22 protein-coding genes and 1 tRNA gene are annotated in these 19,994 nt (G+C 43.8%); 11 read left to right on the top strand and 12 right to left on the bottom strand.

What is annotated here, in order from left to right; genetic code table 11:
• Positions 1 to 23 precede the first annotated feature (23 nt).
• Positions 24 to 542: a TlpA family protein disulfide reductase gene (locus tag ACN0VI_RS03180; RefSeq protein WP_417445756.1), complete on the top strand. Its 519-nt coding sequence runs from the start codon at positions 24 to 26 to the stop codon at positions 540 to 542.
• A gap of 171 nt (positions 543 to 713) precedes the next feature.
• On the opposite strand, the gene ACN0VI_RS03175 is transcribed toward ACN0VI_RS03180, so the two are convergent.
• The 4 genes from ACN0VI_RS03175 to tpiA form a co-directional block, all read right to left on the bottom strand.
• Entirely contained in the window at positions 714 to 1,094 is a 381-nt protein-coding gene (locus ACN0VI_RS03175; RefSeq protein ID WP_417445755.1) for a hypothetical protein, read from the bottom strand.
• 185 nt (positions 1,095 to 1,279) lie between these two features.
• Positions 1,280 to 1,365: transfer RNA gene (locus ACN0VI_RS03170), tRNA-Leu, on the bottom strand.
• A 17-nt stretch (positions 1,366 to 1,382) separates the two neighbouring features.
• Positions 1,383 to 1,841 (bottom strand): preprotein translocase subunit SecG, encoded by a 459-nt coding sequence (secG, locus tag ACN0VI_RS03165; RefSeq protein WP_417445754.1) that lies wholly within the window; start codon positions 1,839 to 1,841, stop codon positions 1,383 to 1,385.
• A gap of 4 nt (positions 1,842 to 1,845) precedes the next feature.
• Positions 1,846 to 2,598: a triose-phosphate isomerase gene (gene tpiA / locus ACN0VI_RS03160; protein ID WP_417445753.1), complete on the bottom strand. Its 753-nt coding sequence runs from the start codon at positions 2,596 to 2,598 to the stop codon at positions 1,846 to 1,848.
• A gap of 420 nt (positions 2,599 to 3,018) precedes the next feature.
• On the opposite strand from tpiA, the gene ACN0VI_RS03155 reads away from it, so the two are divergent.
• The 7 genes from ACN0VI_RS03155 to ACN0VI_RS03125 all read left to right on the top strand — a co-directional run bounded on the left by ACN0VI_RS03155 (position 3,019) and on the right by ACN0VI_RS03125 (position 9,908).
• Entirely contained in the window at positions 3,019 to 4,365 is a 1,347-nt protein-coding gene (locus ACN0VI_RS03155; RefSeq protein ID WP_417445752.1) for a Na(+)-translocating NADH-quinone reductase subunit A, read from the top strand.
• Between the two features lie 11 nt (positions 4,366 to 4,376).
• The gene (locus tag ACN0VI_RS03150) at positions 4,377 to 5,582 is read left to right on the top strand and encodes an NADH:ubiquinone reductase (Na(+)-transporting) subunit B (RefSeq protein WP_331891239.1); all 1,206 of its coding nucleotides are present in this window, start codon (positions 4,377 to 4,379) and stop codon (positions 5,580 to 5,582) included.
• Positions 5,575 to 6,336, top strand: a complete 762-nt coding sequence (locus ACN0VI_RS03145; RefSeq protein WP_331891237.1) for a Na(+)-translocating NADH-quinone reductase subunit C — start codon at positions 5,575 to 5,577, stop codon at positions 6,334 to 6,336. The genes ACN0VI_RS03150 and ACN0VI_RS03145 overlap by 8 nt, the downstream gene beginning before the upstream one ends.
• A gap of 1 nt (position 6,337) precedes the next feature.
• Positions 6,338 to 6,973: an NADH:ubiquinone reductase (Na(+)-transporting) subunit D gene (locus ACN0VI_RS03140; RefSeq protein ID WP_331891236.1), complete on the top strand. Its 636-nt coding sequence runs from the start codon at positions 6,338 to 6,340 to the stop codon at positions 6,971 to 6,973.
• A complete protein-coding gene (gene nqrE / locus ACN0VI_RS03135) occupies positions 6,973 to 7,581 on the top strand; it encodes an NADH:ubiquinone reductase (Na(+)-transporting) subunit E (RefSeq protein ID WP_331891234.1) in 609 nt (202 codons plus the stop codon). The genes ACN0VI_RS03140 and nqrE overlap by 1 nt, the downstream gene beginning before the upstream one ends.
• A gap of 20 nt (positions 7,582 to 7,601) precedes the next feature.
• A complete protein-coding gene (nqrF, locus tag ACN0VI_RS03130) occupies positions 7,602 to 8,828 on the top strand; it encodes an NADH:ubiquinone reductase (Na(+)-transporting) subunit F (protein ID WP_331891233.1) in 1,227 nt (408 codons plus the stop codon).
• 69 nt (positions 8,829 to 8,897) lie between these two features.
• Positions 8,898 to 9,908, top strand: coding sequence for an FAD:protein FMN transferase (locus ACN0VI_RS03125; protein ID WP_417445751.1), 1,011 nt, complete (start codon positions 8,898 to 8,900; stop codon positions 9,906 to 9,908).
• Between the two features lie 36 nt (positions 9,909 to 9,944).
• Here ACN0VI_RS03125 and ACN0VI_RS03120 read toward each other — a convergent pair whose 3' ends face one another.
• Positions 9,945 to 10,322 (bottom strand): hypothetical protein, encoded by a 378-nt coding sequence (locus ACN0VI_RS03120; protein ID WP_331891229.1) that lies wholly within the window; start codon positions 10,320 to 10,322, stop codon positions 9,945 to 9,947.
• A gap of 270 nt (positions 10,323 to 10,592) precedes the next feature.
• Between ACN0VI_RS03120 and nqrM the strand changes: the two genes are divergently transcribed.
• The gene (gene nqrM / locus ACN0VI_RS03115) at positions 10,593 to 10,766 is read left to right on the top strand and encodes a (Na+)-NQR maturation NqrM (RefSeq protein WP_417446564.1); all 174 of its coding nucleotides are present in this window, start codon (positions 10,593 to 10,595) and stop codon (positions 10,764 to 10,766) included.
• Positions 10,767 to 10,777: 11 nt separating this feature from the next.
• On the opposite strand, the gene ACN0VI_RS03110 is transcribed toward nqrM, so the two are convergent.
• The 6 genes from ACN0VI_RS03110 to rlmE all read right to left on the bottom strand — a co-directional run bounded on the left by ACN0VI_RS03110 (position 10,778) and on the right by rlmE (position 17,480).
• On the bottom strand, positions 10,778 to 11,182 hold the full coding sequence (locus ACN0VI_RS03110; RefSeq protein WP_331891226.1) for a CBS domain-containing protein: 405 nt from the start codon (positions 11,180 to 11,182) through the stop codon (positions 10,778 to 10,780).
• Positions 11,183 to 11,320: 138 nt separating this feature from the next.
• On the bottom strand, positions 11,321 to 12,454 hold the full coding sequence (locus ACN0VI_RS03105) for an OmpA family protein (protein WP_417445750.1): 1,134 nt from the start codon (positions 12,452 to 12,454) through the stop codon (positions 11,321 to 11,323).
• A 111-nt stretch (positions 12,455 to 12,565) separates the two neighbouring features.
• Entirely contained in the window at positions 12,566 to 13,897 is a 1,332-nt protein-coding gene (gene glmM, locus ACN0VI_RS03100; protein WP_417445749.1) for a phosphoglucosamine mutase, read from the bottom strand.
• A 22-nt stretch (positions 13,898 to 13,919) separates the two neighbouring features.
• A complete protein-coding gene (gene folP, locus ACN0VI_RS03095; protein ID WP_417445748.1) occupies positions 13,920 to 14,735 on the bottom strand; it encodes a dihydropteroate synthase in 816 nt (271 codons plus the stop codon).
• Positions 14,736 to 14,783: 48 nt separating this feature from the next.
• A complete protein-coding gene (ftsH, locus tag ACN0VI_RS03090; RefSeq protein ID WP_331891218.1) occupies positions 14,784 to 16,709 on the bottom strand; it encodes an ATP-dependent zinc metalloprotease FtsH in 1,926 nt (641 codons plus the stop codon).
• Positions 16,710 to 16,859: 150 nt separating this feature from the next.
• Positions 16,860 to 17,480 (bottom strand): 23S rRNA (uridine(2552)-2'-O)-methyltransferase RlmE, encoded by a 621-nt coding sequence (gene rlmE, locus ACN0VI_RS03085; protein ID WP_331891216.1) that lies wholly within the window; start codon positions 17,478 to 17,480, stop codon positions 16,860 to 16,862.
• Between the two features lie 93 nt (positions 17,481 to 17,573).
• Here rlmE and yhbY point away from each other — a divergent pair, with 93 nt between their 5' ends.
• Together yhbY and ACN0VI_RS03075 are read left to right on the top strand one after the other, a co-directional pair.
• Positions 17,574 to 17,870: a ribosome assembly RNA-binding protein YhbY gene (gene yhbY, locus ACN0VI_RS03080; RefSeq protein WP_417445747.1), complete on the top strand. Its 297-nt coding sequence runs from the start codon at positions 17,574 to 17,576 to the stop codon at positions 17,868 to 17,870.
• Positions 17,871 to 17,917: 47 nt separating this feature from the next.
• Complete coding sequence (locus ACN0VI_RS03075) at positions 17,918 to 18,604, top strand: response regulator transcription factor (RefSeq protein ID WP_331891212.1); 687 nt, start codon at positions 17,918 to 17,920, stop codon at positions 18,602 to 18,604.
• 7 nt (positions 18,605 to 18,611) lie between these two features.
• On the opposite strand, the gene ACN0VI_RS03070 is transcribed toward ACN0VI_RS03075, so the two are convergent.
• The gene (locus tag ACN0VI_RS03070) at positions 18,612 to 19,916 is read right to left on the bottom strand and encodes a sensor histidine kinase (RefSeq protein ID WP_417445746.1); all 1,305 of its coding nucleotides are present in this window, start codon (positions 19,914 to 19,916) and stop codon (positions 18,612 to 18,614) included.
• Between the last annotated feature and the right edge of the window lie 78 nt (positions 19,917 to 19,994).

The following is a 19,994-nucleotide window of genomic DNA, read 5'->3' as shown; positions in this document are numbered from 1 at the left end:
TTTCCGCATACAAGGAGTGAGTTTTGAAACAACTATTTTTATCCACTATTTTCATCTTAATCGTTGCTGGATGTGCAACATCCCAGTCACCATCGTCAGCTAATGCTAACCCTGTAGTTGCAAAACCTAAATACGAAACCTACATTCAAGTGGGTCAAGTGATGCCGCTGCAAACAGTGACGACCATTGATGGCAAAAGCATTGATTTGACCAACCCCGAAAAACGCAAATTGGTCATTCTGTTTGCAACCTGGTGCTCCGATTCTCAACGCGCCATGAAAGCACTTCACGAATCCGACATACTCAATCAGGAAGACTTACAAATCGTCGCTATTGCTCGCGAAAATACGGTTGAGGAGATTGAGAAGTTCAGACAGGAAAGAAATATCACCATTGACTTAGTGGCCGATGTCGATCGAAGTATTTATAAACAATTCGCTAGCGCAGGCATTCCGCGCTTTATTATGGTTGATAAAAACAACCGAATCGTCAACCAAGTGTTAGCGGAAGGCGAAAATCAAATAGAATTGATTCAGTGGTAATCACGATAAAATTATCTTGTAATACTCAGTAGGGGCTCCCCACAGGAAACCCTACGTATGTTTTGATTATTTTTTCGAGGAATGTATAGAGCGAGTGTTTGTCAGAGTGTGATGTTAATCTCTGCAAGCCATAAATTAATGTACTCTAACCCCATTAATTATTGCGTTAAGCTAACTATGTTTACGAAACAATTCCCTTAACCTTTCTGTGTAATTAGGGCATTGATAATTATCATAAATATTTTCCGCATAACTTATAGCTCTATTTTCTTGCTCTGTAGTTACAATCGGCTTTATTTTGTTTAAAAGCTCTAAATTGCATTTTGATACAGCCATTTGTAATAAAGATATATCATTGAATGGCTTATAGTCTAAATCAACCTTCCTAAAGACAAGATAATCAATTTGCCACTCATTATGAATAGACTGTTTATCTGACTTCATAATTAGCTCATGCATTTTCAGCTCTGGATTAAAAATTAAGCTCCAATTACTAGCGATGAGAAATGTAAATAGCACGAGAACTATTATTATAATTTTCTTAATTTTCATCAATGACGTTCCTTCACTTTAATTAACCTTGCCTGTAATAACATTCCATCTTTGTCATACAAACTTTCTATTTGGAACTCATGGCCGTTATGAGACCAATGTGGGAATAATGTATCGAAATAATGGGGTCAGAGTACATTTATTTAAGACATAAAAAAAGACATCCGAAGATGTCTTTTTGATTTTGGTGCTCAGAGCGGGACTTGAACCCGCACGGCCTACGGCCACTACCCCCTCAAGATAGCGTGTCTACCAATTCCACCACCTGAGCAATAGAGGGACAATCAATTACTGATCTTGATCGTCTTTCTTAGTTTCTTCTTCAGTTGCTTCTGGGATAGACTCAGAAATAGCCTGCTCGTCCGCAGTTGGGATTTCAGTGCTGATGTCTTCCTGAGTATCTGTCGGGATCTCTGAAGGAATCTCATCTTGTACTTCTGTTGGGATTTCAGAAGATTGGACGCTAATTTCTTCAACCTGACTTTCTGGGTCATCTAAAAGTCCAGATCCTGCAACTTCCTCTTGGCCTATAGCATGAATGGTTAATGCCAAAGCAAAGAAGATAATGGCTAGGATAGTGGTACTCTTTGTTAAGAAGTTACCCGCACCTGGCGCACCAAATAAAGTGTTAGAAGCACCGGCACCAAATGAAGCGCCAATTTCTGCCCCTTTACCCTGCTGGATCAAAATGATACCAACCAGTAATAAGGCAACCACTAACAAACTGATCATTAAAAATAATTCCATCGTATTATCCTGCTATTTTGCAAATCGCGATAAATTCATCTGCTTTTAAAGAAGCCCCGCCAATCAATCCACCATCGATATCAGGCTGAGCCAACAATTCTTCAGCATTGGCCGCTTTCATACTGCCGCCATATAGTATTTTAATTTCTTCAGCAATTTGAGCATTTTTATCACGTAAATGAGCTCGAATTGCTGAGTGCACTTCCTGAGCTTGCTCAGGAGATGCGGTTACACCGGTACCTATTGCCCAGACAGGCTCATAGGCCACAACAACTTGTTTTAATGCGTCAATACCTAGTGTATCAATGACTGCATCCAGTTGCTGCTGCACTACTTGCATAGTGGTGCCTTTTTCTCTTTGTTCAAGGGTTTCACCCACACAAAGAATAGGCGTTAATTCTGATTCAATAGCCTTGCCAACTTTATGAGCGACCAAAACGTCCGTTTCACCATAGAGGCTACGACGTTCGGAGTGGCCAACGATCACATACTGGCAACCACTATCTTTAAGCATGTCGCCACTGATTTCACCAGTATAGGCGCCTTGTGCCTGCTCGCTGAGGTTCTGACCACCCAATGCAATCTTATGACTGCCGATCAGGCTCTCAACCAGAGGTATATAAATAGTAGGGGGACACACCAGCACGCCACTTTTCAGATTCGCATCCAACTGCTCAGTCATACCCTTCATTAATGACTCAATGAATGGCTTACTACCGTGCATTTTCCAGTTGCCTGCGATGAGCTTAGTACGCACTTGGGTCACTCCTCTTTTATATCACTCTTAACTTGCGCGAATTGTCTTATTTCACCAGCCATTTAGCCTTCAAACGCCCAGCGACAATCGCCCCTTTTAACAAAAGGGCGCAAATATTAACCGAGGGCAGACTTTAAAACAAGCTCTGTTGACTCTGATCAGTAGTTTTTGCCTTTTATGGGCCGATTTCCCCAGAAAAAGCATGGATTTTGAGCTATTGATCCAAGTATAATACGCGCCGTTTAAGGTCGATTGGCTAATATTTGACCTTAATTTGGAACTGTGGCGCCTTAAAATTCGTAATAACAACAAGATATGACTGGTTGTAGCATGCTACACACCAGGTTTTTTTGTTATTTATTGGATTTGATAGCGCACCATAGTGAAGTGACAACCATCAGGTATTAAAAGTAGCGACCTATGATTAAGATTAAGAAAGGCCTGGACCTGCCTCTTGAAGGGCAACCAGAGCAAACGATCTCAGCTGGTGCTACGGTAAAAACCGTCGCCATATTAGGCGAAGATTATGTTGGTATGAAACCGACCATGCATGTGCAGGAAGGGGACACTGTTAAGAAAGGCCAGCTAATCTTCGAAGATAAGAAAACCCCCGGAGTAAAATACACTGCTCCAGCAGCTGGAACGATTAAAGCCATTAACCGTGGCAATAAACGTAAGCTGTTGTCGGTAGTGGTTGAAGTTGCCGAGCAAGAAGAAGCGGTTAACTTTAACAAGTTTAGTCCTGAGCAACTGTCTGGCTTGAGTCGCGAAGCGATTGTAGAGCAAATGGTTGACTCTGGCATGTGGACTGCGCTGCGCAAACGTCCTTACTCAAAAGTTCCAGCGATTGATAGCGAAACTCAGGCCATTTTCGTTTCAGCAATGGATACTAATCCGTTAGCTGCCGATCCTGAAGTTATTATCAGTGAGCAGAATGAAGCCTTTAACTACGGACTTGATATTCTTGCTCAGCTTTCCGGTGACAAGGTTTTTGTGGCGACAGGCCCCAATTCATCACTGGCTAAAAGTAATAATGCCAAAGTGACCTACGAAGAGTTTTCTGGCCCACATCCTGCTGGCTTAGTGGGTACTCACATTCATTTCTTATATCCTGCTTCTATGGACCATCCGGTATGGTACATCGGTTATCAGGACGTGATTGCTTTAGCCAAGCTATTCATTGATGGTGAGCTTCATACGGATCGCGTTATCGCTATAGGCGGTACCATGATTAAGCAACCACGCCTGGTTCGTACTCGCGTTGGTGCCTGCATTGATGAGCTTTTGGCTGAAGAAGAGAATGATGCGGATAACCGCCATATTTCTGGTTCAGTACTTAGTGGCTTCAATGCAATTGATGCTCGCGCCTATTTAGGACGCTATCACAACCAGGTTACCGTGATCCGCGAAGGTCGTGAAAAAGAGTTCTTTGGTTGGGCCATGCCTGGTACTGATAAATTCTCAGTGACTCGCGCATTCTTTGGCCACTTGTTCCCGAAAAAGCGTTTTAACATGACAACCACTACTGGTGGTTCTGATCGCTCTATCATGCCTATCGGTAACTATGAGCGTGTCATGCCTTTAGATATTCTGCCGACTCAGCTTTTACGCGCTATTGTCACTAATGACACAGTGCTAGCACAGGAGTTGGGTTGTCTGGAGCTGGACGAGGAAGATTTAGCCTTGTGTACCTATGTTTGCCCAGGCAAATATGAGTATGGCTCCATTCTTCGCGAAAATCTGACCAAGATTGAGAAAGAAGGATAAGAGAGGCTACCATGGGTTTAAAAAACTTTATTGAAAAAATCGAGCCGCATTTTGAGAAAGGCGGTAAGTGGGAAAAATGGTATGCCTTGTACGAAGCGGCAGCGACCATTTTCTACACACCAGGTCATGTCACTAAAGGTGGCACGCACGTTCGTGACAATATCGACCTGAAACGCATCATGATCATGGTTTGGCTTGCTACTTTCCCAGCCATGTTCTGGGGCATGTGGAACGTTGGTTTTCAAGCACAGCTTGGTCTGGCTTCAGGTTTAACGTTACCTGAAACCTGGCAAGTTGATTTCTTCCAGTTCTTCGGTGGTGTTATCACCCCTGAAACTGGGGTGCTAGGCCTGATGTTCTACGGTGCCTGTTTCTTTATTCCAATCTACGCCGTTACCTTTATCGTTGGTGGGTTCTGGGAAGTCTTGTTTGCCAGTGTTCGCGGTCATGAGATCAACGAAGGATTCTTCGTCACTTCGATTCTTTTCGCATTGATCCTGCCTGCCGAAATTCCACTATGGCAAGTAGCTCTCGGTATCTCCTTCGGTGTTGTAGTTGCTAAAGAGATTTTCGGTGGTACCGGTAAGAACTTCATGAATCCTGCATTAGCGGGTCGTGCTTTCCTGTTCTTTGCTTATCCAAGCGAAATCTCAGGTGCTGAAGTGTGGGCTGCCGTAGACGGATTCACCAGTGCTACTCCGCTAGCCGCCGCCGCCGCAGGTACCATTACTGACTACGGTATTACGCAAAGCTGGTGGGATGCCTTCATGGGTCGCATTCCTGGCTCAATCGGTGAAGTTTCAACACTGATGATTATGATTGGTGGTCTGTTCATCATCTACGCTCGTATTGCTTCATGGCGCATCGTCCTGGGTGTTCTATTCGGCATGATCGGCATGTCACTTCTCCTTAACTCAATGGGCAGTGAAAGTAATCCGATGTTTGCTATGCCATGGTACTGGCACTTGGTTACGGGTGGTTTTGCCTTCGGTATGTTCTTTATGGCTACCGACCCTGTATCAGCGTCATTAACCAACAAAGGTAAGTGGTATTTCGGTGCATTAATCGGTGTCATGGTGGTATTGATTCGTGTCGTCAACCCTGCATTCCCAGAGGGTATGATGCTTGCGATTCTATTCGCTAACCTGTTCGCACCATTGATTGACCACTTCGTGGTTCAAAGCAACATCAAGCGGAGGGCTCGTCGTCATGTCTAAGAAAGAAAGTCCATTAAGAACCATTATGGTCGCAGTGATTCTGAGCTTGGTGTGTTCAGTAGTTGTTTCAGTCGCTGCCATTAAATTAAAGCCTTTACAGAAAACCAATAAGGAACTCGACCGTAAGTTGAATATCCTTATTGCTGCTGGTTTGATCGATGGTCAAGCGCAAGCGACCAAAGCTCAAATTGAAGAACAATTCGGACTGATTGAAACCCGTGTTGTGGATTTGTCGACAGGTGAGTACGTTGAAGCGCCTAAAGGTTTCGAGCAGCGTAAAGCTGCTAAAGACCCTAGCATGAACGTCAACATTGAAGATGATATCGCTGGCATTAGAACACGCTCTAAACTAGCCAATGTCTATCTGGTTAAAAAAGACGGTCAGCTAGATACCATCATCCTACCTTTTCATGGTTACGGTCTTTGGTCCACCATGTATGGCTTTTTAGCTCTTGATACCGATACTACAACCGTCGTTGGTCTGAAGTATTATGACCAAGCGGAAACTGCCGGTCTTGGTGGTGAAATTGAAAACCCAAAATGGCGTTCGTTATGGCCTGGTAAAGAAGTGCTCAATGAGCAAGGCGAGCCTGTGATTCAAATCGTTAGAGGTGAGGCTAAAAACGAACATCAGGTAGATGGCCTGTCTGGCGCAACCTTAACCAGTAATGGTGTAGAGAACTCTTTGCGCTACTGGTTAAGCAATGATGCATTCGGCCCTTACCTGGCTAAAGTAAGAGCGGGGGAATTGTAAAATGGCATTTGATAAACAAGAAGCCAAATCGGTCTTATTCTCGCCGATTTTCAACAACAACCCAATTGCCCTACAGGTATTGGGTATTTGTTCTGCGCTGGCAGTAACCAGTAAGCTGGAAACCGCATTGGTGATGAGTTTGGCACTGACTACTGTAGTTGCCTTCTCTAATCTGTTGATCAGTTTGATTCGTAAACAGATTCCATCAAGCATTCGTATTATCGTACAGATGACGATTATTGCGTCTTTAGTAATCGTGGTTGATCAGGTATTGAAGGCTTATGCTTACGAAATTTCTAAGCAGCTCTCGGTTTTCGTCGGCTTGATTATTACCAACTGTATCGTAATGGGACGTGCCGAAGCTTACGCCATGAAAAATGGCCCCGCCATGAGTTTCCTTGATGGTTTAGGCAACGGCCTTGGTTACTCGGTATTACTGATTATCGTTGGTATTATTCGTGAGCTATTGGGCTCCGGTAAGCTATTAGATTTTACCATTTTACCTACCGTCGCAGATGGTGGCTGGTATCACACTAATGGCTTATTAATGTTCCCAGCGAGTTCTTTCTTTATTATCGGTTTACTAATCTGGGCATTACGTACCTGGAAAACCGATCAAGTGGAGGATGCTGAATAATGGAACATTATATTTCCCTATTTGCAAAAGCGGTTTTCGTTGAGAACATTGCCTTGGCATTCTTGCTGGGCATGTGTACTTTCCTGGCAGTTTCTAAGAAAGTTCAAACTGCTATAGGCCTTGGTATCGCAGTGATTATCGTGCAAGCGATTACCGTTCCAGTCAACAACCTATTATTAAATGGCTTGTTGAAAGATGGAGCACTAACGTGGGCAGGTTTCCCAAAAGCAGATCTGAGCTTCCTGGGCCTAATCGTCTACATCGGTGTAATTGCTGCACTTGTTCAGATTCTGGAAATGACTTTGGACAAATTCTTCCCCGCACTTTATCAGTCACTTGGTATTTTCCTACCATTAATTACTGTTAACTGTGCGATTCTCGGCGGTACCTTATTCATGGTCGAGCGAGACTATAGCTTCTCGGAGTCAGTCGTTTATGGCATTGGTTCTGGTTTCGGTTGGGCTCTAGCAATTGTTGCTCTTGCCGGCATCCGTGAGAAGATGAAATATTCAGATGTACCGGATGGTTTACGTGGATTAGGTATTACCTTTATCACCGTTGGCTTGATGGCCCTTGGCTTTATGTCCTTCTCCGGCATCAAACTGTAAACGAGCAAAGAGGTTAACTAATGAATGAAATAATATTAGGCGTTGCCCTGTTTACGGTAGTGATTTTTGCACTAGTACTAGTGATCTTATTCGCTCGTAAACAACTCGTAAGCACAGGCGATGTTCGTATCGACATTAACAAGGATGCAGAAAAGGCCATTACCGTGCCTGCGGGTAGCAAATTGCTCAACGCATTGTCCGATAGCGGTATTTTCCTGTCGTCAGCTTGTGGTGGTGGTGGTACTTGCGGCCAGTGTGTCTGCAAAGTACTTGAAGGCGGCGGTTCTATCCTGCCTACCGAAGAAAGCCATATTACTCGCCGTGAGGCTAAAGAAGGTTACCGCTTGTCATGTCAGGTTGCGGTTAAGCAAGACCTTAAAATCGAAGTGCCTGAAGAAGTGTTCGGTACTAAGAAGTGGGATTGTGAAGTTATCTCTAACGATAACAAAGCAACCTTCATTAAAGAGCTGGTTCTGAAAATCCCTAATGGCGAAAGCGTACCTTTCCGTGCTGGTGGTTATATTCAGATTGAAGCACCACCGCATAAGGTTAAGTTCAGCGAGTTTGATGTGCCTGAAGAGTACCGTGGTGACTGGGAGCGCTTTAAGTTGTTTGACCTTGAGTCAGAAGTTAAAGAAGAAACCATTCGCGCTTACTCAATGGCCAACTATCCTGAAGAAGAAGGCATCATCATGTTGAACGTGCGTATCGCAACGCCTCCGCCACGCGATATGTCATTACCACCGGGTAAAATGTCATCTTACATCTGGGGCCTAAAAGCCGGAGATAAGGTTACTATTTCTGGTCCTTATGGAGAGTTCTTCGCTAAAGAGACTGATGCTGAAATGGTCTTTATTGGTGGTGGTGCTGGTATGGCTCCAATGCGTTCGCACATCTTCGACCAATTGCGTCGCATCAAGACCGACCGTAAAATAAGCTTCTGGTACGGCGCTCGTAGCTCGCGCGAAATGTTCTATGTAGAAGATTTCGATATGCTGGCTAATGAGAACCCTAACTTCGAATGGCATGTGGCGCTTTCTGATCCACAGCCTGAGGACAACTGGGAAGGCTACACTGGCTTTATTCATAATGTTCTTCTTGAGAACTATTTGAAAGACCACCCAGCTCCGGAAGATTGTGAATACTATATGTGTGGACCACCAATGATGAACGCAGCTTGTATCCAGATGCTTGAAGATTTGGGTGTTGAGCGCGAAAACATCTTATTGGATGACTTCGGTGGTTAATCCGCTTGGGTTATAACCGAAGGTTCTATAAAATAGGCAGTCTCTTATGACTGCCTTTTTTATGTCTCTATGATACGTTTCATTGGTCTTATTTCTTTAGTGTTAACCCTCTCTGCCTGCCAGCAAGAACCGCAATACAACAAACTCTCTGGCAGCACCATGGGCACAACATACAATATTACATTTGAGTCGAATGGCGTTTCTATTGATAAGCTGCAGTCCGCACTTACCCATGAGCTGGATACCATTAGCCAGCTTATGTCGACTTACATCCCGGACAGCGAAATTAACCAATTTAACGCTCTTACCACAGACACATGTTTTACTTTTTCTGAGTCCACCTGGATCGTTCTGGTTGCCGCTAAAGATGTTTATCATCAAACCAATGGTGCATTTGATATAACCGTCGGCCCACTAATTCAGCGCTGGGGCTTTGATGCTACCGAGTATGATGAGAAGGTACCCACCAATGATGAAGTGAAGGCATTGCATGAATCTGTTGGAACGGATCTACTTGAGTTCAACTTTGCCGAGCAGTGCATTAGCAAAGCCAATCCTAAACTGACCATTAATCTTTCAGCCATCGCCAAAGGCTTTGCTGTCGATCAGCTTGCCAATATCATGGCAGAGTTTCAAATTCAAAATTACCTGGTTGAAATAGGTGGAGAAACAAAGGGACATGGAGTTAACGTTCATGGTTACCCTTGGCGTATAGCGGTGGAAAAGCCATCCAGCAGTGCCTCTCACCAGGAACTATTAGTCATCGCTCTTGAAAACACCTCTATAGCAACCTCAGGGGATTATCGTAATTACTTTGAAGTGGATGGTAAGCGCTTTTCGCATACCATTAATCCTACCACTGGCTACCCCGTAGACCACAACCTTACATCAGTTTCAGTTATCCATCCCAGCAATATGTACGCAGATGCCTATGCTACTGCAATGAGTGTTATGGGTAGTGAAGCTTCTCTTGAATTTGCAGCCCAATACCAATTGCCGGTGCTGGTTATTCAGCGGCAAGACGACGAATTAATCACTCTTCAGAATAATCTTTTTGAAGGGGTTCAAATTAAACAATAATCAGAGCCGAGCTTTAACACTCGGCTCAGGGTGAGCTTATAGGGAAAGCTCGTATTTTTGGCCAGGATGCCTAAAGCCACCACACTTAAAGCTTATCTGCATACTGTAAGGTGCTGGCCCAGTTACGCTTTGCACAACAATGTTAAAGCCTTGAACGCCATGATAGTAAGGCTGTCCATAAGGTGGATAGCCGCCATTGTCAGTAGTCACCACCTTGCTTTCGCAGCGTGACTCAACCATTGACTGGATACTTGATTGGCTGGTGCAGGCGTAGAAACTCAGGCTGCCACAGTTAAAAGTTTCCGTACCATTAAAGAATTCAATGTAAGGATCATTGTGGTTCCCATGATTATACTCTTCTGCTAAAACCACACCGCTGACAACAAAGCTCAATAATAAAACTAGGTATTTCATAGCTAAACTCCAATTACTCATAATCTAAAGACCCCAATTGGTCAGTAATGAATTTATCAGTAACCTGGAAATAGCACCCTAAAATTGCAGGGTTAAAATCAGCTCATTTAGATCTTTACCCTTTTTTACCCAGTAAATTTTCTAGTTCATATTTTATACTGATAGTTATATTTCAGTATCAGTATGATAAAATAGTGCCCAATATCAGTTAATGAGCTTTATATCGTGAATAGTACTTTCATTCTTGCATTCATACTATTTATTGTAGTAATGGTGATTATGGCTGTTGGATACTTGTTTCAACAGAAGCGCATCAGCGGTAGCTGCGGTGGTCTCGATGCCTTAGGAATTGATAAGGCTTGTGATTGTGATAAGCCCTGTGCAAAAAAGCGTGCCCGTCTTAGAAACGAGCGACGCCTTAATGTAGAAATTCTGGAAGACTGATTGCTGAGCAGTTAGTCTTTACGACCCACAAACTGAATAGCTTTTAAGATACTTTGTCTCGAAATCATTCCTACTAACTGACTTTTCTCCATAACTGGATACATTCGACAGTTATCCTTTAAGAATCGCTCTGAAACATCAGCAATACTATCGTCCGGATGCACCGTCTTGACCTCTTTGGTCATTAAGTCCATAACTCTATGCCCCAGGTCGCCGTGATAAATGGCACTGAGAACCGTGTGCAGACAATCCTTTTCGGAAATGAAACCAACTAATCGATTATGGTCATCCAACACTGGAGCTCCCGTTAAACGGTATTCCAACATTGTCTGAGCAGCTTCAACTATATCTGTTTGTGGTTTTAATGTGATCATTGCCGAGGTCATATAATCTCTGACATGAACGGACTTTATCATAAAGCTACTCCTTGATTTTATTGTAAGAGTTGAACAGCAATTTAGCTTGCCCTTCGATTTGATAGTAGCTTATTTGTCAGAAAAAACAAAGCCCAGCAAGATGCTGGGCTTTGATAGAGGTCAAACTATCTAAAAATATTATTTAGTAGTCATTGTCTCTGCGTGTGCTTCCGCACGACGGTTAAGAGCACGACCTTCGCTAGTTGAGTTGTCAGCAATAGGCTCTTCTTCACCATAACCTTTTGCGGTCAAGCGAGAAGCATCAATACCGAAGTTGCTAACTAAGTAATCTTTAACTGAATTAGCACGACGCTCTGATAGGCCTTGGTTGTAAGCACTAGAACCTACGCTATCTGTGTGACCTTGAATCTCAGCGTTCACATTTGGATATTGACGTAAGAACTCTGCAACCTTAGCGATTTCAGAAACCATTTCAGGCTTAACTTCGAACTTGTTGGTATCAAAGTTCAAGCGCATATCAACAACAACTTCTTCCGCTACTTTAACTTCACAACCTTTCTCGTCTACCTGAACACCAGGAGCTGTACCAGGACATGCGTCTCTATAATCATGTACACCATCATTATCGCTATCTAAAGGACAACCATTAGCATCTACAGCAGCGCCAGCAGGAGTGCCTGGGCATCGGTCGTTAGCATCTAGGACACCATCACCATCAGAGTCTTTAGCTTTTTGCACAGGCTTTGGAGCTGGAGCGGCACCAGACTTTACTGTATCACCAAAGAAATAACCATAGCTTACGTACCATACTTGATGGTCGCCACGATCACCTGAATCTAGCCAGTCATAGCCGACTCGCATGAAGACATTATCAGTTGCAAAGTGTTCAAGACCAACACCGACTTTATAATAACTTTCTTCCAAATCAGCGTGGTAAACACCGTACTTGTCACCTAACTCTCCATAACCTAACTTTAGGAAAGGGTGAGTTGTTGCGCTACCCATCCAGCTAGTATCATTTAGTAAAAGGTTCAAACCAGTATTTTCGATATCAGTGCGAGCACCGCTGGTAAAATTAGGCACTTGGTTGAAATAGTTGTATTCAACTTCCAATGCAACATTCTTATTGAAGAACCAACCTAGGCCTAAACCACCTGATTGATTGCTACCAGAGTTCCAGTAAGAATCCAGCTCTAAGTCATACCATCCGATATGACCATAAAAACCATGACGGTCCTGCACTTCTTCTGCAGCAAATGCTGTTGAGCCTAAGGCTAACAAGCAAGCTGCGGTTAACAATTTCTTCTTCATTGTAATACCCTCGTTAAGTTATTCATTTGTGTTCCATGGTGTATCGCATTATAACGGAAACAATGAGTTAGATACAAAGCATTAGCCCGTTTTGACAGAATTTTACATTTTTCAGGCTATGTTTCGCACTTTTTGTGCCAACTTTTCGGCCATTTTTGTTGCCACATTTGCATCATCGGCTTCTACCATCACTCGTATCAAGGGCTCTGTGCCCGAAGCACGTAATAATACACGCCCCTTGTCGGCAAGTTCAGCATCAACTTGTTGTACTAGCCGCTGTAAATCTTCATTGGCCATCACTGCTTTAGCATCGGTGACTCTTACGTTGATCATAGTTTGTGGAAATAAAGGAAACTGTGCTACTAACTCACCAATTCCTTTTTCTTGCTCTTTAATGACTCTCAATACTTGTAGCGCCGCAACTATGCCATCACCTGTAGAATTATAATCCAAGTGGATTAGATGACCTGAAGACTCACCACCAATCAGCCAGCCATTCTTTTGTAGGCTTTCCATAACATAGCGATCGCCAACCTTGCTACGCTCAAATGGAATGTCCATTTTTGTTAGTGCATTTTCGATAGCCATATTGGTCATCAAGGTGCCAACTACTCCGCCTTTTAGCTGCCCTTTTTGTTGCAAATGATAAGCCATCAAAAACATCAGCTGATCACCATTGATGACAGTACCGTTTGCATCCACCATCATCAGGCGGTCACCGTCACCATCGAAAGCAATACCTATGTCGGCCTGGTGCTCTACAACTGCCTTACACAGTGGTTCAAGATGGGTTGCGCCACACTCATGGTTGATGTTTAAGCCATCTGGCTCTACCCCAGTTTTTATAACTTTAGCGCCTAGTTCTTTGAATACGTAAGGGGCAATATGGTAGGTCGCGCCGTTAGCGCAATCTAAAACAATCTTCATCCCATCTAGATTAAAGTCATTGGGTACGCTTGCTTTACAGAATTCGATATAGCGCGCGGCAGCATCTTCAATTCGATAAGCCTTGCCCAGTTGATCAGAAGGTAATGAAGTCATTTCTTGCTCTAATAATGCTTCAATTTCTAGCTCCACAGAATCAGGTAACTTGGTACCCGCAGCGGAGAAGAATTTGATGCCATTATCCTGAAATGGGTTATGAGAAGCACTGATGACAATCCCAGCATCAGCCCTAAAAGTGCGTGTTAAATAGGCTATCGCAGGAGTTGGCATAGGTCCTACAAGAAAGCTACTAACACCAGCGGCAGTTAAGCCTGCTTCTAACACTGACTCAAACATATAGCCCGAAATGCGGGTGTCTTTACCAATGACTATTTTGCCTTTTTTACCGAGTACTTTACCGGCAGCCCAGCCCAGCTTTAAAACAAATTCTGGTGTGATAGGAAACTGACCAACGGTACCTCGAATGCCATCAGTTCCAAAATATTTTCTCTCGCTCATTTTATTAGTTCCTGATTTTTGTTTATTTGGCTTGCTCAAATGCGCAAAATAATTTTACTGCTTCAACCGTCGATTTAACATCATGCACCCTGAGAATCTTAACACCTTTTGTTAAAGCGTACATGGCAGCAGCAACACTGCCATTAGTTCTGTCTTTCACATCAGCATCCAAAATGGAGCCGATCATGGTCTTTCTTGAAACACCGACTAACAGTGGCATATTAAGTTCTTTAAAACTGTCTAAATGTTTCATCAGTTCACAGTTATGCTGCAACTTTTTACCAAAACCAAAGCCTGGATCTAAACAGATTCGATCAGTCGCTATGCCCGCTTCTAGGCACTGCTCCACTCGCTGTTTTAAAAATGATTTAACCTCTGCCACTACATCGCTGTATTGAGGATTCTGCTGCATCGTTCTGGGTTGCCCTTTCATATGCATCAAGCACAGCAACACATTCGGATCAGAAGCCACAGCATCAATCGCACCTTTATCCTGCAACGCGCGCACATCATTAATCATACAGGCGCCAGCATTAATCGCTTCCATCATTACAGTAGCTTTACTGGTATCAACCGACACCGGCTTACCACAGGCGATCACTGCTTCCACCATAGGAATAACCCGATCCAGCTCTTCATTGACTGACACTGCTTGTGCGCCGGGTCGAGTAGACTCGCCACCTACATCAATGATATCAACCTCTTCCTGAATCATAGATTCAATACGGCGCAATGCAATATCTTTGCGCACATAGTTTCCCCCATCGGAAAAAGAGTCGGGAGTGGTATTTAAGATACCCATGACCAGCGGTCTGTTGGATTGGAGTAATTCTTTCATGGTCACTACTTTTGGCAAAATGGAAAAAAGGGCCAAAAGGCCCTTTTCTTAATCAACAGAAGGTTCTGTTACTGGTGAGTCTTTTGGTGTATCAGGTTGAGGTCCTGAACCACCGTTACCCCCGGGTCCTTTTGTGTCCGACCAATTAGCCGGCGGACTCGGATCATCACCATCCATAATTTGTTTAATTTGTTTAGCATCAATAGTTTCGAACTTCATCAGAGCATCTGCCATCGCATGAAGTTTATCCATATTATCCTGCAAAATAGTTTTTGCTCGATTGTAGTTACGGTCAATGATATCGCGAATTTCTGCATCGATGGCACGTGCAGTTTCATCAGAAATATTTTTATGCTGAGTCACCGAGCGACCTAAGAACACTTCGCCTTCATCTTCTGCATAAGACAATGGGCCCAGCTTGTCTGACAAGCCCCACTTAGTCACCATGTTACGGGCAAGGCCAGTAGCGCGCTCAATATCATTAGAAGCGCCGGTAGTCACCTTGTCAGCGCCATTGATGATTTCCTCAGCAATGCGCCCACCAAATAGTGAAGACAGCTGACTCTCTAAAGCTTCTTTCGATAGCGAGTACTTATCCTGCTCCGGCAAGTACATGGTCACACCAAGTGCACGTCCGCGCGGAATAATACTCACTTTATAAACTGGATCATGACTTGGCACTTTTAAACCAACAATCGCATGGCCAGCTTCATGGTAAGCGGTATTCAGCTTTTCCTCTTCGGTCATGACCATTGAGCGACGCTCAGAACCCATCAGGATTTTATCTTTTGCTTTCTCGAACTGCTCCATCCCTACCACACGCTGACCATCACGCGCAGCGAATAAAGCCGCCTCGTTAACCAGGTTAGCTAAGTCGGCACCCGAAAAGCCTGGCGTACCACGCGCAATCACTCCCGGTTCGACATCATCACCAACCGGAACCTTACGCATATGCACTTTAAGAATTTGTTCACGACCTTTAATGTCTGGCAAGCCAACCACAACCTGACGGTCAAAACGGCCTGGACGTAATAAAGCTGGATCGAGAACATCCGGACGGTTAGTCGCAGCGATGACAATCACGCCTTCACCACCTTCGAAACCATCCATCTCAACCAATAACTGGTTCAAGGTCTGCTCACGCTCATCATGACCACCACCTAAACCAGCACCACGATGACGACCGACCGCATCGATCTCATCAATAAAAATAATACATGGAGCATGCTTCTTGGCCTGCTCGAACATGTCACGGACACGAGAAGCACCAACACCGACGAACATTTCAACGAAGTCGGAACCCGAAATAGTAAAGAAAGGTACTTTCGCTTCGCCAGCAATGGCACGCGCTAATAAGGTTTTACCGGTACCTGGAGGGCCCACCATCAAGACCCCGCGAGGAATTTTGCCACCTAAGCGTTGGAATTTACGAGGATCGCGCAAAAAGTCGACTAATTCACCCACTTCTTCTTTGGCTTCTTCAACACCCGCAACATCAGCAAAAGTGGTTTTCACCTGATCTTCGCTGAGCATACGAGCCTTACTCTTACCAAAAGACATGGCGCCGCCACCTTTACCGCCGCCCTGCATCTGGCGCATGAAATAAATCCATACCGCGATGAGCAGCAGGATTGGGCCAAAGCTCAACAGGAAGGTTCCTATACCGCCACCTTCACGCTTCTTACCAGTATAACTGACATCATTAGCCAATAAGATTTCATTCAGTTTTTCATGACCACCCATTGGGATATCAGCATTAATAGGCTGATTACTGCTAATATCTTTACCAGTAACAAGGCCGTTATTAGGATTGATTACTACCTCATCAACCTCTTTAGCCTCAATGCGCTTAACAAACTCAGAGAATGTCACTTGGCTATTGTCCTGTTGACGCTCCTGGATGGCATCAATCACGATGAACAAGATGACCGCAGCTACGGCCCAAAATAGAATGTTTTTTACTAAATCGTTCAAAACCTGAACCTCAATCTTGGCAACTCTTTGCCTTTAACAATGACCACACATTATGCCATGCTTTGTCAGTAACGAAAGCCCTGAAGCTTAACAAAACGTAACAAACACAACCATCCGGTTAGCCCTTTATTTATCCAAACTAGTTAGCAACTAGCCTTTATATCCTAAACCGACCACGTAAACTTCACGTGAACGCCCTCTTGAGGCATCGGGCTTACGAATCAAAACCCTATTAAACATTTCGCGGCATTGGCGAATATACTCATCAAACCCTTCGCCCTGGAAGACTTTGACGACATAGTTACCGCCTTTTGCCAGCACTGTCTGCGCCAGTTCCAGCGCTAACTCGCACAAATACATGCCGCGTGGCTGATCAACAGCATCCACTCCACTCATATTGGGGGCCATATCCGATAAAACAAGGTCTGCCTTACGCTCGCCAATCTTATCCAATAACTGATTTAGCACTACTTCTTCACGGAAATCACCCTGAATAAAGTCAACATCAGGCAAAGGATCCATTTCCAAAATATCCAAAGCAAAAATTTTACCCTGGCTGCCCATTTTATAGGCTACATATTGTGACCAGCCACCAGGGGCAGCCCCAAGGTCAACAACCGTCACACCTTTGCCTAATAGCTTGTACTTTTGGTCAAGCTCTTCAAGCTTGTATACCGCCCGTGAACGGTAACCGTCTTTTTGCGACTTTTTGACATAAGGATCGTCAAAATGTTCTTTCATCCAACGGTGACTGCTTTTACTTCGTGACATAAAGAAAATTTGCTTGTTTTTTCCTCAAATAAGTCTCTATTGTACCTTTTTTCAGGTAAAATGACCGCTAATAATCATCATCAGAAAGATACAATGACCCAATTAAGCAACAATCAAGTAAAATTCTTACGTGGCAAGGCTCACAGCCTGAAACCAATCGTTATGGTCGGTGCCAATGGCGTGACCGAAAACGTACTCGAAGAGATCAATAATGCGCTGGATTATCATGAGCTGATTAAAATAAAAGTCAGGGCCGAAGAGCGTGAAGATAAGCAAGCCATGATTGACCATATCTGCCAGCAAACCAAGGCAGCAAAAATTCAGGTCATTGGCCACAACCTGTCGATCTACCGTAAATCTGCTACGCCAAAAATCATTTTGCCTAAATAATCAAATTCAGCTACCTTATGAGCTGCTTTTCATTTTAAGGAAGACTTATGGCTTACAGCATTCTACTGGTCGAAGATCATAAAGAGTTAGCCGCCACAACCGGCGAATATCTTGAAGCCTGTGGCTATATTGTTGACTATGCAATGGACGGTATTTCCGGCCTTAATCTGGCCAAGAACAACCAATATGATGCGCTCATTCTTGATGTGATGCTTCCTGGCATGGATGGCTTTACTATTTGCCAGCGCATTCGTCAGGAAGCTCAGTCTGACATTCCAATTTTAATGCTAACTGCGCGCGATCAATTAAACGATAAGCTTGAAGGTTTTGATGCAGGTGCTGACGACTACTTGATCAAGCCTTTTGATTTCGAAGAGCTGGATGCGCGACTGAATGCCATTATTCGACGCCATAAAGGCGAGCTTGATTCAAAGCCACTGGTTATACATGATCTGGAACTTGACCCCAAGACTCTACAAGTCAAGCGTCAGGGCAACAAGCTCAAGCTGTCTCCAACAGGTTTGCATATTCTGAAGTTATTGATGCGCAAATCGCCGGAAGTGGTTACTCGAGAAGAACTTGAGCGTGAGTTATGGGGTGATCTGGTGCCAAACAGCGATGTTCTTAGAAGTCATTTATATAACTTGCGCAAAGTGATCGATAAACCTTTTACCGAACATTTACTACAAACTGTGCCCGGTCTGGGTATTAAAATTATCAGTCCTGAAGAATAAACAACAACTACTTTACTGTAGTATGTTCTTTTAGCGTCAGCTGAATTTGTGTGCCTTTTCCTAACTCACTATCAATCGAAATTTGCCAACCCATCTGATCACAGATACGTTTTACAATGGACATTCCCAGCCCAAAGCCTTTGACCTGCTCCTGATCACGATTGGCTCGGTAAAAAGGCTCAAAAATTCGCTGTAAACTTTTCTCATCCATACCAATGCCCGTATCGGAAACACGAACGAAGCTACGGCCGACAAACACCTGAATCGAACCCTGTTCCGTATAATTAAATGCATTGAGAATAATGTTGTTTAAACAAATCACCAACAAACGTTCGGAAACACGCATTTTAAGTTGAACATTACTATGCAGGCTGGTCTGGATCTGTTTGTCCGAGTAGAGTCGCTCAATCGCATTCAGTTGATGCTTCACGATAGCGTTGATATTAAGTGGCTCTTCGTCAATATCTGGCTCCTGATTTCTGGATAGCAAAAATAAGGCTTCCAGCAAGTCTTCCATTTCTTTAACCATCGGCTTCATGCGGGCCACAATTTTTTGCTGTGACTCGTTAAGCTGCTGCTTTTCAAGTAATGAAATAGAGCCTTTCAACACCGCCAATGGCGTTCTAAGTTCATGGCTGGCGTAGCGAGTAAAGTTTTTCTCTCGAGTCACATATTCATTAACTCGCTCAGCGTACTGATCAAATGCCTGCAGTAGCGTCATTACTTCTGCATCAGCATTTTTTTCAATGTCGGAAAAGTCGAGCTTTAAATCAGCTCGTTCGGAAACCTCAACCTTATCCATTAAGCGTGATAATTTCACTACAGGAGAAATGGCACGCCGGGAAAGCATGTAGGTAATCCAAGCAGGAAGATAGATGATCAATAGGACGAAAGCGAGTGGTGCAATACCAAAGTAAAAAGAAAGACGCGCTACCTGTCCTTCTTCAAACACCAGATACAGGCGTTTACCATGCTTTTCAGAAATATGAACGAGTGGCTGTCGGTCGTCCACATCCACTCTTTGATAACCCACTTTTAATACTTCTAAATAATCAGGGACATCGTCTGATCGGCTGCTTGATGACATATAACCGGTCAGGTTTAAGGTGTTAGGTAAATTGAAGGCTCGGTTTTGCTTATAGTTTTGCCAGAAAAAATCTGCTTCGCCTTCCAATGCCTGTTTTATCAGAACATTTTCAACCACTTTCGCCGCACCATAAACACCCAATAAGGTTACTGCACTAATCAGCAATAACTGAATAGCCATCGCCTTAATAATTTTATAATGTATGCCGCGACGCTTTTGACTCATATTGGTGTCCATTTACCCATGGAGCTTAATTATCAATATCTTGATGTGATACTAGTTAGTGTTTTACAAAGCTGCTAT

This window comes from Kangiella sp., assembly GCF_048265365.1.
In the GTDB taxonomy this organism is placed as follows: Bacteria; Pseudomonadota; Gammaproteobacteria; order Enterobacterales; family Kangiellaceae; genus Kangiella.
The sequence above is the reverse complement of the archived record's forward strand: the minus strand, read 5'-3'. Positions and strand labels throughout refer to the sequence as shown.

Bases quoted from the DNA above. Each gene is read 5' to 3' on its own strand.
- ACN0VI_RS03125 (WP_417445751.1), top strand. From the start codon at position 8,898: ATGATACGTTTCATTGGTCTTATTTCTTTAGTGTTAACCCTCTCTGCC.
- ACN0VI_RS03150 (WP_331891239.1), top strand. From the start codon at position 4,377: ATGGGTTTAAAAAACTTTATTGAAAAAATCGAGCCGCATTTTGAGAAA.
- ACN0VI_RS03140 (WP_331891236.1), top strand. From the start codon at position 6,338: ATGGCATTTGATAAACAAGAAGCCAAATCGGTCTTATTCTCGCCGATT.
- secG (WP_417445754.1), bottom strand. From the start codon at position 1,841: ATGGAATTATTTTTAATGATCAGTTTGTTAGTGGTTGCCTTATTACTG.
- ACN0VI_RS03070 (WP_417445746.1), bottom strand. From the start codon at position 19,916: ATGAGTCAAAAGCGTCGCGGCATACATTATAAAATTATTAAGGCGATG.
- ACN0VI_RS03075 (WP_331891212.1), top strand. From the start codon at position 17,918: ATGGCTTACAGCATTCTACTGGTCGAAGATCATAAAGAGTTAGCCGCC.
- folP (WP_417445748.1), bottom strand. From the start codon at position 14,735: ATGAAAGAATTACTCCAATCCAACAGACCGCTGGTCATGGGTATCTTA.
- yhbY (WP_417445747.1), top strand. From the start codon at position 17,574: ATGACCCAATTAAGCAACAATCAAGTAAAATTCTTACGTGGCAAGGCT.
- ACN0VI_RS03155 (WP_417445752.1), top strand. From the start codon at position 3,019: ATGATTAAGATTAAGAAAGGCCTGGACCTGCCTCTTGAAGGGCAACCA.
- ACN0VI_RS03110 (WP_331891226.1), bottom strand. From the start codon at position 11,182: ATGATAAAGTCCGTTCATGTCAGAGATTATATGACCTCGGCAATGATC.
- ACN0VI_RS03120 (WP_331891229.1), bottom strand. From the start codon at position 10,322: ATGAAATACCTAGTTTTATTATTGAGCTTTGTTGTCAGCGGTGTGGTT.
- ACN0VI_RS03175 (WP_417445755.1), bottom strand. From the start codon at position 1,094: ATGAAAATTAAGAAAATTATAATAATAGTTCTCGTGCTATTTACATTT.
- nqrE (WP_331891234.1), top strand. From the start codon at position 6,973: ATGGAACATTATATTTCCCTATTTGCAAAAGCGGTTTTCGTTGAGAAC.
- rlmE (WP_331891216.1), bottom strand. From the start codon at position 17,480: ATGTCACGAAGTAAAAGCAGTCACCGTTGGATGAAAGAACATTTTGAC.
- nqrM (WP_417446564.1), top strand. From the start codon at position 10,593: ATGGTGATTATGGCTGTTGGATACTTGTTTCAACAGAAGCGCATCAGC.
- glmM (WP_417445749.1), bottom strand. From the start codon at position 13,897: ATGAGCGAGAGAAAATATTTTGGAACTGATGGCATTCGAGGTACCGTT.
- nqrF (WP_331891233.1), top strand. From the start codon at position 7,602: ATGAATGAAATAATATTAGGCGTTGCCCTGTTTACGGTAGTGATTTTT.
- ACN0VI_RS03105 (WP_417445750.1), bottom strand. From the start codon at position 12,454: ATGAAGAAGAAATTGTTAACCGCAGCTTGCTTGTTAGCCTTAGGCTCA.
- ACN0VI_RS03145 (WP_331891237.1), top strand. From the start codon at position 5,575: ATGTCTAAGAAAGAAAGTCCATTAAGAACCATTATGGTCGCAGTGATT.